Origin of the sequence: Thermocrinis jamiesonii (assembly GCF_000702425.1) — a bacterium.
GTDB classification, from domain to species: domain Bacteria; phylum Aquificota; class Aquificia; order Aquificales; family Aquificaceae; genus Thermocrinis; species Thermocrinis jamiesonii.
The window spans coordinates 34,467-50,740 of sequence record NZ_JNIE01000006.1 but is presented as its reverse complement, the minus strand read 5'-3'; the positions used below and the strand labels follow the sequence as shown (position 1 = coordinate 50,740).

Here is a 16,274-nt window from a genome sequence, read left to right as displayed (position 1 = left end):
GTATCATTTTAATATGAGACTCTGGCTTTTATTTTTTGCTTTAATTTCCGTTGTTTTCTCTCAAGACCTATACAGTGAGTTCATCAAAGAACAGGTAAGACAAATACCTTTAAGCAAAGCCATAGTGTTTGGAAAAGGAAAGGTAGAACTTATTACATTTATGAACCCAGACTGTATGCACTGCAGGAAAGAGTGGCAGGAGCTAAAAAAGTATCCGGACAGGCTAAAAGTCTATGTATTTCTCCTTCCCTTTCCCAGCTTTCCGGAGAGCCGGGCAAAATCTGACTATATAGCGTGCTCAAAGAACAAGATAAAGGCTTTGGATGAAGTGCTTTCTGGAAAGATGGATGGAAAACCTTTAAACGTCCCCAAATGTCCTCTCGTAGATGAGCACTTAGAGATAGCAAAAGCATTGAACATAAATGCTACTCCTTACAACATAATCCTAAAAGACTACAAAATCATAGAAGGCTACAATCCAAGAATGCTTGAAATAATGGGTATAAAGAGGTGATGTTGTTAGTATTAGTTGGACTGTCTGGAAGCGGAAAGTCCTTTGTAGCAAACATTCTGCATAAGGAATTTGGATTTGAGTGGATAAGGAGTGACCAAATAAGAAAAGAAATGGCTGGTTTGGAGCCCACTAAAAAGGTAAAAGTAGGTTTTTCGGAAGGTATTTATGCGGAGGATTGGACAAAGAAGGTCTATGAGCGCATGCTGGAGATTGCTGAAGAAAAATTAATGCAGGGTAAAAGCGTGGTTTTGGATGCTACCTTTCTTAAAAAATGGCAAAGGGACATGGTATTAAAAAAGTTTCCCAAGGCGGTGTTTGTTTGGATAACCGCCGACGAAGAAGAAATAATAAAAAGACTGAACTCAAGGGAAGACATATCTGATGCGGATGTTGAAATATACCTAAGACAGAAAGAAGTTTTTGAACCACCAGAGGAAGCCTTCATACTGGATACTACGAAAAACTCCGGCTATATTAGGGAGAGGCTGAAAGAGATTCTGGAGCGATCACACTCTTAAAACAATCCAACGCCTTTTCTAAATTACCTTTTTCTGCTCTACAGTCTGGTTCCAAGCCCTTTTCTCCTACCACAAAACTACCATCTGGAAGTTTCATTGCAAAGGTGATTAACCTCAAAACTAAACCACAGTTGTTCAAGAAATACATGTTGCTTCCAACATATTTTCCAACTGTTGGTTCTCCTGCAACTATTGCGCCTGCGTATCTTTTCAGCAAACTTGCCAAAAGCTCAGCAGCTGAAGCTGTGTTTTTGTTTACTATAACAAAAATAGGTTTATCAAGCATTTTTTCTTTTTTAAACTCATAAACACTTATACCGTTTCCCGAACCTTCCAAGTAGAACATTACGCCTTCCCCACTTATGAGCATGTCCGCTATAGCCTTTGCTACCGATATAAGCCCTCCACTGTTGTTGCTTAGGTTAATTATCAGGGCATCAATGCCTTCTTCTTGAAAATACCACAAGGCATCTGCAAAACCCTTTACCGCAGGATTGGTAAAATTCACAAGATGGACATAACCTAACTTTTTGTTTCCCAGCATTATTATTCGTCTTTCTTCAATGGGGTTTACAGTAAAGTAGTCTTTAAAAATTTCCACCTCCACAAACATGCCGTTTTTGATTATTACCAACCTAATGGGAATATCTGCAGGTGTGTTTCTAATGATAATACTCCATTTACTTTTATCAGTTTCTCCGTTTATTGAGTAGATTATGTCTCCTGGTTTTAGTCCAATCCTTTGGGCTGGAGAATTTTCAAACACCTTAACTATGGTGCCATCCTCATCCCACCTGATGCCTATGCCAAACATTTTTGCCTCAGAATACCAATTTCTGTCGTCTTCCAACTTAGTTATAGTAGTCCATCTATCCCCCTTTGATCGCAGGAAGGCTATAGCTTCTGATTCGTCTTTCCACTCCGGGAGTTCCCCTATTTTGTGCTTCCATAGATAGTAGCGAGCGATATAATCCTTGAGCTTAGCAAGAGTCTCCTCCTTTGGGCAGTACTCCTGGGCGTAAGAAGAGAAGACCAGGAGTATTAACAGCAAAAGAGGTAGGCTCATGAACTAAAGAAATTATAAACTTTGTGCAGTTTTACCAGTGGTTTGGTTGTTTTTAAAATAGATATTGCTATGAAAGTGCTTAGTGGTATGAGACCCACAGGCAAACTTCACTTGGGTCATTACTTTGGGGTTATCAAAAACTGGGTGGAACTTCAGGAAAAACATGAAACCTTTTACATGATAGCAGACTGGCACGCGCTGACCACAGCTTACAAAAACACGGAGCAGATAAAGGAAAACATAGAACAGGTAATGATAGATTGGATAGCACTTGGTTTGGACCCAAACAAAAGCACACTCTTTATACAATCTGAAGTAAAAGAAGAGTTAGAACTTTTTCTCATCTTTTCTATGATCACGCCAAAAAGCTGGCTTGAGTGGAACCCAACATACAAAGATATGAAGCTAAACCTTCTGAGGATTTCAGACTTAGAGCTTAGTTTTAAAGGGGGATTGAGAGACTTAGTTAAAGAGTTTCTTGCCAAGGTTCCTTACAAGATAGTTGATTTTGAAGCTTTTGAAGAGGTAATCTTGGATACCTTATCCGATAGCTTCATAAGGGCAGTCTTTGAGGGCTTGTTGGAGCCTGAAATATTAAACAGGTTAAATGTTTCAAAGAGAGACTTTTATGACACAGACACTTATGGCTTTTTGGGTTATCCAGTTTTGCAGGCGGTGGATATTCTGATATACAAGGCTGAGGCTGTGCCGGTGGGAGAGGATCAGCTTCCGCACATAGAGCTAAGTAGAGAAATTGCCCGAAGGTTCAATCAACTTTACGGAGAAGTTTTTCCAGAACCAAAAGCATTACTAACAGAAACTCCAAGGCTTTTGGGAACAGACGGAAGAAAGATGAGTAAGTCTTACAACAACGCCATATTTTTTGCAGATGGAAAAGAAGAGGTCAGGCAGAAGGTTATGAAGTTTTTCACAGATCCCCAAAAGCTCAGAAAAGGAGATCCCGGAAGACCCCACATATGCCCAGTTTTCTTTTACCATCGCCTATTTACCAACAGTGAAAAAACCCAACAGATAGAGGTTGATTGCATGAGCGGAACCTTAGGCTGTGTAGATTGTAAAAAGATCATGTTTGAAAGTTTGGAAAGTTTTTTGGAACCCATAAGAGAGAAAAGACTGGAGGTGGAAAAATCCATTAAAGATATTAAGGAAGTGTTTATGGAAGGTTCCCAAAGAGCTAGGCAGATCGCAAGACAAACCTTAGAGGAAGTTAAAGAAAAGATGAAGCTGTGATAGAGTTTGTTCTTTTACTTATCCTTGTCTCTGTGCTTTACATTCTGGCAGTTTTTCTTTTTCCTTTTAGATGGATAAAGGCTAAACATGTAAATGACCTGCCTGATAAAATTCCCAACCTTTTTGTGTATTCCTACCAAGCTCACATTCACACCCAGTTTTCCTACGATTCTTTGGGAAAACCGGAAGATGTTTTTTCTGCCATGGAAAAGGAAAATATAGACTTTGCCCTTATAACAGATCATGACAATGACAACTTCAAACATTTTTGCAACAACAAAACCGTTGCTGGAGTGGAGAGAAAAATAAACAGTAAAGATGGCATATTGGGAGATCTCTTAGAAATTGATAAGCTCAGAATCATAGCCCATCCCTTTAAGGAAAAATACAGGTGGAAACTTAACAAAGAAGGTTATTTTTTGGAAATAATAGACCTAAAAGACGCCCTTCTTGAAGACAAAAAGAAGCTGTTTTTCTTCCTGCCTGCGGTGATGCTTCTGTATCCCTTTATCAAAGAGAAGTCCCTTGAACTTTTAAAGAAGGTTATAAATGTAGAAAGCTATGCTGTAAGATACATCCAAGAAGGCTGGAACAATCCCATCTTGGGAGGACTGGACCACCACACCAAGATCTACATAAGGGAAGTAGGCAAAAGAATTCTTTTCCCCTCTTATTCTCAGTCTTTTTATCTTATGAGAAATTTCTTGATAACCAATAAGCCTGTAAATTCAGCCACTGAACTTTTGGACGCCATTACATCTGGTTTAAATCTGATTTCTTTTCACCGAAAGGTATTCTTAACTTACAAAGATAGAGCCAATGTCAGGGTTCTCTCTCCTTACGAAAACTTTTTGGTCCTACACATTACAGATAAGTCAAAAAGTTACTACCAAGGGTGCAATCTACAATTACCGATTGAAGAGGGTAGGAATATATACGTAGGTTTTCTTTATTCTTTCAAGCTCAAAAACTTTTACTTTGGAATAAAACCAGCTTTGCTTTTTGTTTTATCTTCCCCACCTGAGCTTTTCCCTGAGAATGTGGAAAAAGCTTCTTCTGGGATGGGTGTATAGAACGCAATAGTAGGGTGATTTTTTAACCGTTATTTTCTTTTTTGGTTCTATTTCCATCCCCTCCTGTCCATCAAGGGTCAAAAAGGTAGGAGAGCTGGAAACAAGGCTTATTTCTGAAGTGGGTGGGATTAACACGGGTCTGTTGGACAGAGTGTGAGGACATATGGGAACAAAGAGTATTGTTTCCAAAGAGGGATGGACTATGGGACCCCCTGCGGACAGTGCGTAGGCTGTGGAGCCCGTTGGTGTGGAAAGCAAAATACCATCTCCGTAAACCCTTACCATAAATTCACCATCTACAAAGGCAGACACCTCCACCATTCTTGCCAAACTGAGCTTAGAAAGGACCACATCGTTAAGATAGTGCCCTATTAACTTATCTTCTACAAAGGCGGAGATCATCATCCTTTTTTGAGGTTTTAGCTTTCCTTCCAAAATTTCCTGAATAATACTAAAGCATTCGTCCCTATCAACCTCTGTCAGAAAACCGAACTTACCTTCATTGATGCCCAAAATTGGTATGCCTTTGACTGCAGAAAACCTTGCTCCAGCCAAAAAGGTACCATCCCCTCCTATCACTATGGTTAGCTTGTAGTCTCCTTCTTCTGGAACTTTCCCCGGCTCGTTGATGAAGATCTTTACTCCAATACCTTTGTCTTCTAAAAACTTCTGAACACTTTCCGCCGTATCTAAGGCATTGGGAGAGTTTTTTACAAACAAAAGCACTTTCATAAAAGATGCTCTATTATTTCACAAAGTACGTGTCCAATGGTTATGTGGCACTCCTGTATTCTTGCGGTATCGTAAGATGGGACTATAAAAGAGTAATGGGCAATATCCACTACCTTTCCCCCGTCTCTTCCAGTTAGAGCTATGGTGGTTGCACCAAGGTCGTGGGCTTTTTTTAATCCTCTTATGACATTCTCTGAGTTGCCGGAGGTGGTTATGCCTATGGCTATGTCTCCGGGCATGCAGAGGGCTTCTATTTGTCTTTCAAAGATCGTTTCAAAGCCGTAATCGTTTCCAACTGCAGTAAGTATAGAAGTATCGGTTGTTAGGGCAATGGCTGGCAATGCCTTTCTCTCTTTCTTGAACCTTCCCACGATCTCTGCTGCTATGTGTTGGGCATCTGCTGCACTTCCACCGTTTCCAAAAAGTAGGACCTTGTTTCCATCTTTTAGTGCATTGGCTATTATTTTCCCCACCTCCAAAAGCCTTTCTGCGTAAGTTTCCACAAAGGCAAGCTTTACATCCGCGCTTTCCCTAAAGGAATTTATCACCAAATCAATCATCTTTGCTCTTTCTCAGATCTCCCACCGTGAGTTTTCTCATCTTCTTAAAAAGTTCCATCAGCATATGTCTGTGATACTCTTCTTGATGCTCTATAAATTCAAAAAGTCTTTTTATTTCTGGGTCTGCTAAGCTTTTTATGTCCTTCTCATACTCACCCATGGCTTGCTGTTCAAAAGCTATATCTTCTTTCAAACTTTCTTGCATACCTTTGTATTTTATAGGTGAAAGGTCCGTCTTTATATTGGGCATACCACCAAGCTCTCCTATCTTTTCTCCTATCTTTCCCATATGCACCATGCTCTCTATGGCTATGTCAAGCATAACATCCCTGTGGTTTATGTCCTTTGAGTGGAAGAACTGGTAAAGGTATTTTATTATGCTTGCATACTCCTCCTGTAGGAACTTGTTGAGCACCTCTAAGGTTTTTTGATCTACTTTTTGTCTTTCTTCTTGGTAACAAATCATCCCCTCTTTAACCTTGTCTCTTAACTCACTAAACTCAAATTTATGGGTGTTTTCGTCCTTTATGACCCTTTCTAAGAGCCTCTTTACCGAGTCATCTTTTACAACATCCAACTGCTTTGTGTAGATCTCTATAGCCATCTCTTCCGCAAGCACATCCTTTGAAAGCATGTCCGCCCAATCTGGACCACCCACCATTATCATGTCCTCTAACCTGTCAAGGACTACCTCCCCTCCAAGCTGAACCACCTTTTGGGCAAACCACTTCAGATGACGCATCTCTTGCCGGGCTATTTCCTCTATTTCGGAGGTTATGTTGGCATCGGTTATCAGAAATATGTGATAAAGATACTGAACTATGGCAGAGTGTTCTAAGGCAACGTCATAAAGTAGTAAGCTTATAAGCTCTTTTTTGCTCATGATCTTACCTCAAACCAATTTGATAAATTTTACCTAAGTATTCGTAAGCCATTCTGTAAGTATTAAAGTAAGCTCCTATGGTTGCAATGCTGTTTTTCATCATTCTGACCCATTCGTCCTTTCTGCTGTAGAACATAGGCAATATTATATGGGCTAATTTTCCGTAGATGTCCTCTAAGTCTTCTTTATCGTTGGACTCAGAAAGATCATCCCACTTTGGCTTTGGACCAATACCCCAGCCGTTTATACCTTCAATGCCTCCCTCCAACCACCAACCGTCCCAGGTGCTAAAATTCAGCACCCCGTTCATTCCAGCTTTCATCCCGCTTGTTCCACACGCCTCGTATGGCCTCCTTGGATTATTCAGCCACACGTCACACCCCGCAACCAAAAGTTTTGCCATTTCAATGCTGTAATTTTCCAAAAAGGCTACCTTTACGCTTCTTGTTATCTCTTTGAGCTTCTTAGACTTGTTGATTATGTCCGCTATCATTTCCTTTCCAAAGGTGTCCTTTGGATGTGCCTTGCCAGCAAAGATAATCTGCATATATCCGTTGTGCTCCGCTATATATTTTAGCCTTTCTATATCAGAAAGTATTAGATTGTTCCTTTTGTAAGCGGTCATCCTTCTTGCTACGCATATAGTGAAAACATCATCCGAAAAGCTGGAATCTGTCAGTTTATTTACCAAATTTACCAGATCACTCTTTACCCTCATGTGGGCTTTTAGGAGTAGCTCGGAAGGAATGTAGTATGCTTGGCCAAGAAGGATGGGATTTTCGTCCCAACCTGGTATGTACTCGTTAAACAGTTCCTGAATTTCCCGATGGATCCACCTTTTGTGATAAACGCCGTTGGTCACATAATACATCTTACAGTGACCTTCTGAAAAAACAGAGCATTCAGGGAAAATATTTGAGGACACAAACATGTGTTTGTAAGAAACTGCATTTACTTTTCCGCTGTAGTTTAAGGCAAGCTTAGAGAGGTTTATAAAGCCTTCTTCAGCCTCCTTATCCCAATCTATATGATCGTAGGACTTTAGCTCTTGCTTTACCATATCTACCGGAAACTTGTCGTGTCCTACGGGCACGGGCGTGTGTGTGGTAAAAACGCACCTTTTACGAACCTCCTCTTTACTTCCAAACTCCCTTAGAAGTTCAACTATTAAAAAGGCAGAATGGCTTTCGTTTATGTGATAAACACTTATGTTGTATCCAAGGGCCTTCAAAAGTCTGTATCCACCTATTCCTAAGAGTATCTCTTGGCGCAGTCTAAGTATGCCATCGTCGTAATACAGTCTGTCGTTTAGTTTTCTTATCTCCGGGTCGTTCTTTGGCAAGCTTGCATCAAGAAAAAAAACCTTAACCTCTTCCCTGCCGATTATTGAGTATTCCCAAGCGGTGAATTCTTGGACTAAGTCCCCAAAGCTTATTTGCAATTGCAGATTAGTAGGTTTTAGAATCTTTTTGTAGTCCCATGGCGTATCAAAGTCTAACTGCATACCGCTTGGGGTTATTCTTTGAGAAACGTATCCTTTTTTGTAAAGAAGGGTTATACCTACCGCAGGTATTCCAATATCTGCGTATGCGTAAAGCGTGTCCCCAGCAAGCGTTCCCAACCCTCCACTGTAAGTGGGTATCCTATCTTCCAATCCTATTTCCATTGCAAAGTAAGCTATCATAGCAAAGTTATTATAAAACCCTCATACTAATATCCAACCATCTTGCGGAGTGGGTGATTGACCCACTGGATATATAATCCACACCTTCTATAGCGTAGTCTTTTATGTTATCAAGGGTTATATTTCCAGAAACTTCAACCTCAGCCCTTCCCCCTATTAGCTTTATCGCCTCCCTTACCATCTGCGGACTAAAGTTATCAAGCAAAACAATATCTACCTTCCAGCTTAAGGCTTCTTCTAATTCCTCCAAACTCTCTACTTCCACCTCTATTTTATAAGCAGGTCCTATTCTTTCTTTTACCCTTCTTATAGCTTCCCCTATACCTCCCGCTATGCGCTTGTGGTTGTCTTTTATGAGCACCATATCGTATAAAGCAAACCGATGGTTCGTTCCTCCTCCCATCCTTACCGCATACTTTTCAAAGTATCTGAGTCCTGGTGTAGTTTTTCTTGTGTCCAAAAGTCTTGTTTTTGTTCCCTGAAGCCTTTTGACAAACTCCCTCGTCAGAAAAGCAATACCGCTTAGTCTCTGAAGTAGATTTAAGGCGGTCCTTTCTCCCTTCAAAAGCACCTCCGCGCTTGCTTCAATTTCCAAAAGCACATCCCCCTTTTTGAACTCCTTTCCTTCCTCCCAAGCTCTTATTACCTTTACATCTCCAAGCAGTTGAAAAATTCTTATAGAAAAATCAAGTCCTGCGCACACACCCTTTTCTTTGGCTAAAAATACCGCTTTAGCCCTTTCTCCTCTGCATATGCTTTCTGTAGTTATGTCTCCAAATCCTACGTCTTCCTCCAAAAAGTTAAGTAGGATCCTATCAATCTTCCAAAACTCCATCCTTTAACCTCAAAATCCTGTCAAAGTAGTTTTTCATCTCCTGATTGTGGGTAGCTATTATAAAGGTTATGCCTCTTTGTCTTCTGAGCTCTAAGAAAAGCTCAAAGATCTTTTTACCTTCTTCTAAGTCCAAGTTTCCCGTTGGTTCGTCTGCAAGTATGATCTTGGGCTCTAACATGAGCGCTCTTCCAATGGCAGTTCTCTGTTGCTCCCCTCCCGATAGCTGGTAAGGTTTGTGATTCTTTCTGTGGGATAGCCTTAAAAACTCCAATATTTCTAAAGCTTTCTTTTTTGGATCCTTTTGGCCTACCAGCTCTCCCACAATTGTTAGATTTTCCAAAACGCTAAAGTCTTCCAAAAGGTAGTAAAACTGAAATATAAAGGCAATGTTATTTTTTCTAAAATCAGAAAGTTGATCCTCGTCCATAGCGGTTATTTCTATCCCTTCTACAAAAACCCTTCCAGTGGTGGGTTTTTCTAAACCCGCTATTAGATGAAGTAGCGTGCTTTTGCCTGAGCCAGAGGGTCCCATTAGACCCAAAAACTCACCTTTAGCTACACTAAAGCTGACCCCCTTTAAAGCCTTGGTGCCGTCTGGATATACCTTGAACAAGTTTTCAACAAAGATCACAGACTTATATTTTACATAGTGAGGAGGTTGAAGAAATGTTTGAGATGGTAGTACATGGTGTAACCTTAGACCCAGTATCCCAAATGCCCATAGTGGTTCTAAAGTCTAAGGAAGAAGACGATGTAATACTTCCCATATGGATAGGCATTTTTGAAGCGGATAGTATCCTTCGAGAACTTCAAAAGGTAGAGCCCCCAAGACCGATGACCTACGAGCTTATGAAGAACCTTATATTGCAAATGGGAGGAGTGGTAGATAAAGTGGTGATAAGTGATCTAAGAGATAGTACTTACTACGCAGAGATTCACATAATTCAAGGGAACAACCTTCTTGTAATTGATTCAAGACCCAGCGACGCTATAAACTTAGCTTTAAGGTTTTCAGCTCCGATATTTGTAGAAGAGTCTGTGATAGAAAAGTCAAGGGTGCCAAAGCCAGAGGAGGACGAAGAAAAAGAAAAGTTGAGAGAGTGGCTGGAAAACATAAAACCAGAGGACTTTGAAAAAGGTTTAAGCTGATGCAAGCTTTAAGCACTCAAGCATAAGCTCCAAAGGAGGCGTGCCCACATCCACCACCGGTTCTATTCTTTCGTATTCTCCCTTGGACTTTAATGTGTCCAATATCAAAAGAAAAACCTTCGTCAGTCCTTCTTTAAAACTTACTCCTTCTTTGAATATGTATAGGTCCATATCCTCTCTGTAGCCCAACAGAGAATACCTGTCAAGGTTTTCTATTTTCTCGTCCGTGCCTATTGCGTAAGCATGGGCAACCTCTATAACTGTTTGGATGGGAAGATAAGAGGTCGCATAACATTCTAAATCCACCTTCTTTAGCAGTTCTGGGTCTGGCGGGAGGGAAACAACATACAAAGCAGATTCTTCTGTTAAGCCTTCCTTAGAATAAGCCCTAACTTGAATCAGATAACTCCAAGACCTCATAATCCCAAGAACACCCCATATAAGAATATCACAATGGGAGCGATGATCCTTTGTAAAATGCCTGTAAAGAGAAGGAGCATAATGATAAGAAAACCGTACATTTCAAATCTGTAAAAAAGCTCCCAATGTTTTAAGGAAAAGAAGCTCATGATCGCCCTACTACCATCCAATGGAGGGATTGGTATTATGTTAAAAACCGCCAACACGGTGTTTATCATCACCGACTTAACAAAGAAGATCACAAGGGGCTGGACCACCGCTGGAGTTAGAAAGTCCAAATAGCCTGCTTCTGCGATCCTATATAAAAGTCCAAAGGTGGATGCTAAGGCTAAATTCATACACACGCCCGCTATAGATACAAAGAAGGTTCCCTTTCTTAGGTCCCTGAACCTAAAAGGGTTTATAGGAACTGGTTTTGCCCAACCAAAGAGTATGTTTGAGCCGATCAACAGGAGTATGGCTGGGAAAACTAAGGTTCCCAAAAGGTCAATGTGTGGGATTGGGTTTAGGGTTAGCCTTCCTTCCTCCTTTGCGGTTGGATCTCCCATTTTATACGCAACCCATCCGTGGGCATATTCATGAAGTATAACTGCAACCATTATAGCTGGTATGGCTATCACAAGATCCTGAACATTCATGGCTTCTAAATTTTAACCTTAATCTTCATCAATCAGAACTGTCCCGTCTATGTGATAGTATGGTCTTTCGTAAGAAGAGTAGTAATAGGGCGTGTAGGCAAAAAATTCCCCTGCGCAAGTATCCACCCCTTTAAATGCTGGGAAAAGACCATAAGAGCTTCTCAGAGTTCTTACCTCTTCTTCTGACATGCCCTTTATTCTTGCGATCTCTCTGTCTGAAAAGCCCATTTCCTTTGCTTGCCTGAGCGTTTCTTCATCCAACTGTCTTTCAAAGAGAACTTTTTCAAAATCCACTATCTGCTTTATGTTGTATAAAAACCATCTGTCTATGTAAGAAAGCTCGTAGATCTCATCTATGCTAAAGCCTCTTCTAAAGCCCTCCGCTATGTGCCATAACCTATCTGGGTTTGGTGTTCTGATGGCATTTCTTAGCTCTTCGTCCGAGAGTTTGGCTATTGAAGGTATGTATAAACCGTATCTGTCCATTTCTAAGCTTTTTATAGCTTTCATCAGAGCTTCTTTGAAAGTCCTCCCAATAGCCATAACTTCTCCCACGGACTTCATCATAGTGGTTAAGGTTCTGTCTGCCTCTGGAAACTTGGCAAAATCAAAGCGTGGGATTTTAACAACCACGTAATCTATGGATGGCTCAAAGCTGGCAGGAGTGTGCTTTGTTATTTCGTTCTTTAGCTCATCTAAGGTATATCCCACCGCTAACTTTGCTGCCACCTTTGCTATGGGAAAGCCTGTTGCTTTTGAAGCAAGAGCTGAAGACCTTGAAACTCTCGGGTTCATCTCAATAACGTAAAAGTCTCCATTTTCCGGATTAACCGCAAACTGTATGTTAGATCCTCCCGTATCCACTCCTATCTCTCTCATAATCTCTATGCATGCATCCCTTAGGATCTGATACTCTTTGTCAGTAAGCGTTTGAGCTGGAGCTACTGTTATAGAATCGCCCGTATGCACACCCATTGGGTCAAAGTTTTCTATGGAACATACTATGATCACATTGTCCTTTTTGTCTCTTATTACCTCAAATTCATACTCCTTCCAACCTATCAGCGATTTGTCCAAAAGCACCTGATGTATAGGAGATGTCTTAAGGGCTATTTCCAATTTTTCTTTGAACTCTTCCACATTGTAGGCTATGGAACCACCTGTGCCTCCAAGGGTAAAAGCAGGTCTTAGAATTACCGGAAAACCTATCTCCTTTACAGCCTTTAAACCTTCCTCCAATGATGATACTACTGCACTTTCTGGCACCTTTAGTCCTATCTTTCTCATAGCCTGTCTAAAAAGCTCTCTATCTTCTCCTTTCTTTATAGCTTCGTAGTTAGCACCTATAAGTCTAACTCCATACTTTTCCAAAATTCCTTCTTCGTGAAGCTTTACCGCTAAGTTAAGAGCAGTCTGCCCCCCAAGGGTGGGAAGAAGTGCATCGGGTTTTTCCTTTCTTATAATCTCTTCTACCACTTCAACGGTAAGAGGTTCTATGTAGGTTCTGTCCGCCATGTGTGGGTCTGTCATGATGGTTGCAGGGTTAGAGTTGATAAGCACCACTTCGTATCCTTCTTGCTTTAGAGCCTTACAGGCTTGAGTGCCGGAATAATCAAACTCTGCAGCTTGACCTATGACTATTGGACCCGATCCGATTATTAAAATTCTCCTTATGGATGTGTCCTTAGGCATTAAAAGTGTAATTTTATCACAGCTTAGCAGTATGCTTTTAATATCTTCTCAATGATCTTGCTAGTAGAGATCTCAAAGGAAAATTCTATCCTTTCGACCTTTCCACCGTAAGACAGCACAAAGTCTGCACCAACTATCTTATCCACATCCCAATCTGCACCCTTTACCAAAACGTCCGGCTTTATGGCTTTTATGAGCTCCAAAGGTGTGTCCTCTTCGAAAATAACCACGTAATCCACCGGTTTTAGACTGTCCAAAAGAAAAGCTCTCAGCTCTTGCGGTATTATAGGCCTTTTTTCGCCTTTTATTCTTCTTATGGACTCGTCAGAGTTTATGCCTACAACAAGTATGTCTCCCAAAGATTTAGCCTTTTTTAGATAATCTGCGTGCCCTGCGTGGAGTATGTCAAAACATCCGTTGGTAAAAACGATCTTTTTCTTCCCCCTTAGGTCCTTTAGCAAACTGAGAAGTTCGTTCAGTTCAATGATCATAGAGCCTTAGCATCCTTGCGGTAGAATAGACAGATTCATACTCCCTTGCGCTTTTTTCCCAAGAAAAATCCTGTTTCATACATCTCTTTACAATATCCGACCATACCCTGTGTGAGTTGCAAAACTCCATATCGTAAAAGACCCTTGCCCTTAGCAGAGAGTTCATCATATCCTTTGGGTCATAGTTTTCAAAGCTAAAGCCTGTGCCGTTTTTTGGATCTTCCAGCACATCCTTTACCGTATCTTTCAAACCACCTGTGCGCCTAACTATTGGCACAGTCCCATAGCGCATAGCGATCATCTGGGATATACCGCACGGTTCAAAAAGGGATGGCATAAGAAACATATCCGCGCCCGCGTATATTTTATGGGCTAACTCTTCAGAATATTCAATACGTACCTTAAAATTTAGGAACTTCCTGCTTAGTTCCATTAGCATCTCCTTATACCTATCCTCTCCCGAGCCAAGTATTATCATATCAAACTCTTCTTTTATTATCTCTTCCACCGCCAAAGCCAAAAGGTCAAAACCTTTTTGAGCGGTAAGCCTTGCTACAATGCCTATTAATGGCCTATAATCTTCAGTTTTTAAACCAAATATTTCTTTAATATGAGCCTTATTTTTTAGCTTACCCTTCTTAAAGTTTTTTACACTATAGTTTGAAATTATTAGCTGGTCACTCTCTGGATTCCAAACATCGTAGTCTATGCCGTTTAATATGCCAAAAAAGTATTTTTTCTCTCTAAAGACTCCTTCCAGTCCGTAGCAAGACTGCTTTAACTCTTCTGCATAAGAAGGGCTTACGGTAGTCAAAACATCGCAGAAGAGCACTCCAGCTTTCATAAAGTTTATCTTTCCGTAAAACTCTATCCCACCGTAAGGACGGAACAGTTCCCATGGCAAGTTTAAGGAAGGCAAAAATTGAGCGTCAAATATGCCCTGATGCATACCATTATGCACAGTAAAAACAACGGGCACTTTTTCTAAATCATGGTAATAAAGACCCTTATATAGTGGTAAAAGTCCCGTATGCCAATCGTGTATGTGGATAATATCAGGATTTAGTTTTAGCTCTCTTATAGCCTGAAGGCTAGCTAAGCAAAGAAAACCAAACCTAAGCGCATTATCGTGGTAATCCCCCTTAGGTGGTGCGTAAGGATATTCTCTGTTGTAATAGTCTTTGTAGTCTATAAAAAAGTATCTCACATGGTCCAGTATGTCTTCGTAGATGTCAAAGGTAAGCCATTTGTGATCAAAGTATAAGCTCACTCCTTCTTTTGCTTTTCTTGATAGATCCCTTCTTAACTTTGCATACTTGGGCATTATTACATAGACCGTATGTCCCAGTTTAATGAGGGCCTTGGAAAGGGAATGGACAACGTCTCCCAACCCTCCAGTCTTTATGTATGGTGCGCTTTCAGTAGCAACCATAACTATTTTCATGACTCAACTTCTATTTTAATACCGCTCGAAGCTTTTCTATGGTTATGTTTTTTATGTCCTCAAAAACCTCTTCCTCTGACCTATCCGCGTCTATCAGAAATATATCCCTTTCTTTTTCGGAATAAAAAATCTGTAGGTATCCATCCCTTACCCTTTTTAAATATTTTGGGTCTTCAAACCTGCTTTTTTTACCACCTAACCTTTGCAAAGCTCGTTCTAAGGAAACGTTCAACAAAAAAGTGAGATTGGGCTTTATTCCCCTGCAGGCTATGTGATTTAAAATATTTACTGTCCCCAAGTTTATCTCTTTGCCATATCCTTGGTAAGCGGTAGTTGAATCTATAAACCTGTCCAGTATGATTATCTTACCTTCTTTTAGGTCTGGAAGGATCTTTTCCCACACAAGACTTGACCTTGCACTTTCAAACATAAGAAGCTCTGTTATAGGGTCTAAGTTAGATTCTAACACCATTTCTCTTAGCCTTTCTGCCAACAAAGTTGAACCTGGGTCTCTGTATAGGGAGACACTCCAGCCGAGCTGTTTTAGAAATTGGTAAAGTTTTTTTGCCTGTGTGCTTTTTCCTGCACCGTCTATTCCCTCAAAGCTTATGATAAAACCTTTCACTACTGCTCAGTTTCTCCTTCTTTTTTTTCTTTTATGTGCTGGTGTTTTACCATTTCCCCTTCGGACCAATATATTGCCATCTCCGCTATATTTTCTGCATGATCTGCCATCCTCTCAAAGTGCCTTGCTACAAAAGATAGACTTAAGACCCTTTTTATGTTTCTTGGGTCCTCCATCACGTAGGTTATAAGTTCTCTCTCCAACTGATGATAAAGTTCATCTACCATATCATCCCTTTCTATAACTTTTTTTGCAAGATCTGTATCTCTGTGGAAGAAACTTATAACCGCGTCTTCTATCATAGTCTTTACAGTGTTTGCCATAAAGGTTAGGTTTATGTAGGGTTTTAACGGAGGTTCTTGGGATAACAGGATGGACCTCTCCGCTATATTCTCCGCTTCATCCCCTATTCTTTCTAAGTCAGATACCACTTTATACATACCCATAATGAGCCTAAGATCCACAGCTTCAGGTTGATACAGAGCTATCATTCTTATACAGCGCCTCTCTATTTCAACCTCTAACTGATCTATAAAATCATCCCCCTTTATTATTTCTTCCGCAAGGGCGCTGTCCTGTTTGTTAAGTGATTCTATAGCCTTTTCCACTGCGGTTTTTACCGCATCAGCCATCTTTAGAACAAGCTGTTTGGTTTCTTCAAGCTCAGCGTGCAGTTTCATAAAGATTAAGTATAACACC

19 protein-coding genes are annotated in these 16,274 nt (G+C 40.6%); 5 read left to right on the top strand and 14 right to left on the bottom strand.

Features of this window, described 5'->3' with window-relative positions; translation table 11 throughout:
- Positions 1 to 13 precede the first annotated feature (13 nt).
- Both K217_RS0106480 and K217_RS0106475 read left to right on the top strand, forming a co-directional pair.
- On the top strand, positions 14 to 514 hold the full coding sequence (locus tag K217_RS0106480; RefSeq protein ID WP_029552309.1) for a DsbC family protein: 501 nt from the start codon (positions 14 to 16) through the stop codon (positions 512 to 514).
- Positions 514 to 1,032: a P-loop nucleotide/nucleoside kinase family protein gene (locus K217_RS0106475; RefSeq protein WP_029552308.1), complete on the top strand. Its 519-nt coding sequence runs from the start codon at positions 514 to 516 to the stop codon at positions 1,030 to 1,032. Before K217_RS0106480 ends, K217_RS0106475 begins: the two co-directional genes overlap by 1 nt.
- On the opposite strand, the gene K217_RS0106470 is transcribed toward K217_RS0106475, so the two are convergent.
- Positions 989 to 2,098: a S41 family peptidase gene (locus K217_RS0106470; protein WP_029552307.1), complete on the bottom strand. Its 1,110-nt coding sequence runs from the start codon at positions 2,096 to 2,098 to the stop codon at positions 989 to 991. The genes K217_RS0106475 and K217_RS0106470 overlap by 44 nt on opposite strands.
- 69 nt (positions 2,099 to 2,167) lie before the next feature.
- Between K217_RS0106470 and trpS the strand changes: the two genes are divergently transcribed.
- Positions 2,168 to 3,349 (top strand): tryptophan--tRNA ligase, encoded by a 1,182-nt coding sequence (gene trpS / locus K217_RS0106465; protein WP_029552306.1) that lies wholly within the window; start codon positions 2,168 to 2,170, stop codon positions 3,347 to 3,349.
- Positions 3,346 to 4,422 carry a PHP domain-containing protein gene (locus tag K217_RS07525; RefSeq protein ID WP_052178120.1) on the top strand — a complete coding sequence of 359 codons (1,077 nt, stop codon included), beginning with the start codon at positions 3,346 to 3,348 and terminating at the stop codon, positions 4,420 to 4,422. The genes trpS and K217_RS07525 overlap by 4 nt, the downstream gene beginning before the upstream one ends.
- Here K217_RS07525 and K217_RS0106455 read toward each other — a convergent pair.
- From K217_RS0106455 to K217_RS0106430, 6 genes are read right to left on the bottom strand one after another with little or no spacing between them, the layout of a single operon-like run.
- The gene (locus tag K217_RS0106455; protein ID WP_029552304.1) at positions 4,357 to 5,154 is read right to left on the bottom strand and encodes an NAD(+)/NADH kinase; all 798 of its coding nucleotides are present in this window, start codon (positions 5,152 to 5,154) and stop codon (positions 4,357 to 4,359) included. The two genes, K217_RS07525 and K217_RS0106455, sit on opposite strands and share 66 nt — an antisense overlap.
- Positions 5,151 to 5,714: a D-sedoheptulose 7-phosphate isomerase gene (locus K217_RS0106450; RefSeq protein ID WP_029552303.1), complete on the bottom strand. Its 564-nt coding sequence runs from the start codon at positions 5,712 to 5,714 to the stop codon at positions 5,151 to 5,153. Before K217_RS0106450 ends, K217_RS0106455 begins: the two co-directional genes overlap by 4 nt.
- Positions 5,707 to 6,597, bottom strand: coding sequence for a ferritin-like domain-containing protein (locus tag K217_RS0106445; protein ID WP_029552302.1), 891 nt, complete (start codon positions 6,595 to 6,597; stop codon positions 5,707 to 5,709). Before K217_RS0106445 ends, K217_RS0106450 begins: the two co-directional genes overlap by 8 nt.
- 4 nt (positions 6,598 to 6,601) lie before the next feature.
- Positions 6,602 to 8,281, bottom strand: a complete 1,680-nt coding sequence (gene glgP / locus K217_RS0106440) for an alpha-glucan family phosphorylase (protein WP_029552301.1) — start codon at positions 8,279 to 8,281, stop codon at positions 6,602 to 6,604.
- Between the two features lie 10 nt (positions 8,282 to 8,291).
- Positions 8,292 to 9,116, bottom strand: coding sequence for a carboxylating nicotinate-nucleotide diphosphorylase (gene nadC / locus K217_RS0106435; protein ID WP_029552300.1), 825 nt, complete (start codon positions 9,114 to 9,116; stop codon positions 8,292 to 8,294).
- Positions 9,097 to 9,747 (bottom strand): ABC transporter ATP-binding protein, encoded by a 651-nt coding sequence (locus K217_RS0106430; RefSeq protein ID WP_029552299.1) that lies wholly within the window; start codon positions 9,745 to 9,747, stop codon positions 9,097 to 9,099. The genes nadC and K217_RS0106430 overlap by 20 nt, the downstream gene beginning before the upstream one ends.
- A 35-nt stretch (positions 9,748 to 9,782) precedes the next feature.
- Between K217_RS0106430 and K217_RS0106425 the strand changes: the two genes are divergently transcribed.
- The gene (locus tag K217_RS0106425) at positions 9,783 to 10,265 is read left to right on the top strand and encodes a bifunctional nuclease family protein (RefSeq protein WP_029552298.1); all 483 of its coding nucleotides are present in this window, start codon (positions 9,783 to 9,785) and stop codon (positions 10,263 to 10,265) included.
- Here K217_RS0106425 and K217_RS0106420 read toward each other — a convergent pair.
- The 7 genes from K217_RS0106420 to phoU are packed head-to-tail and all read right to left on the bottom strand — an operon-like array spanning position 10,257 to position 16,255.
- Positions 10,257 to 10,685: a hypothetical protein gene (locus K217_RS0106420; RefSeq protein ID WP_029552297.1), complete on the bottom strand. Its 429-nt coding sequence runs from the start codon at positions 10,683 to 10,685 to the stop codon at positions 10,257 to 10,259. The two genes, K217_RS0106425 and K217_RS0106420, sit on opposite strands and share 9 nt — an antisense overlap.
- The gene (locus tag K217_RS0106415) at positions 10,682 to 11,323 is read right to left on the bottom strand and encodes a site-2 protease family protein (RefSeq protein ID WP_029552296.1); all 642 of its coding nucleotides are present in this window, start codon (positions 11,321 to 11,323) and stop codon (positions 10,682 to 10,684) included. Before K217_RS0106415 ends, K217_RS0106420 begins: the two co-directional genes overlap by 4 nt.
- Before the next feature lie 18 nt (positions 11,324 to 11,341).
- Positions 11,342 to 13,015: a carbamoyl-phosphate synthase large subunit gene (gene carB / locus K217_RS0106410; protein ID WP_029552295.1), complete on the bottom strand. Its 1,674-nt coding sequence runs from the start codon at positions 13,013 to 13,015 to the stop codon at positions 11,342 to 11,344.
- Between the two features lie 23 nt (positions 13,016 to 13,038).
- A complete protein-coding gene (gene rfaE2, locus K217_RS0106405) occupies positions 13,039 to 13,506 on the bottom strand; it encodes a D-glycero-beta-D-manno-heptose 1-phosphate adenylyltransferase (protein WP_029552294.1) in 468 nt (155 codons plus the stop codon).
- A complete protein-coding gene (locus K217_RS0106400; protein WP_029552293.1) occupies positions 13,496 to 14,950 on the bottom strand; it encodes a glycogen synthase in 1,455 nt (484 codons plus the stop codon). The genes rfaE2 and K217_RS0106400 overlap by 11 nt, the downstream gene beginning before the upstream one ends.
- A gap of 10 nt (positions 14,951 to 14,960) precedes the next feature.
- Complete coding sequence (tmk, locus tag K217_RS0106395; protein ID WP_038028138.1) at positions 14,961 to 15,575, bottom strand: dTMP kinase; 615 nt, start codon at positions 15,573 to 15,575, stop codon at positions 14,961 to 14,963.
- A complete protein-coding gene (gene phoU / locus K217_RS0106390; RefSeq protein ID WP_029552291.1) occupies positions 15,575 to 16,255 on the bottom strand; it encodes a phosphate signaling complex protein PhoU in 681 nt (226 codons plus the stop codon). The genes tmk and phoU overlap by 1 nt, the downstream gene beginning before the upstream one ends.
- Positions 16,256 to 16,274 lie beyond the last annotated feature (19 nt).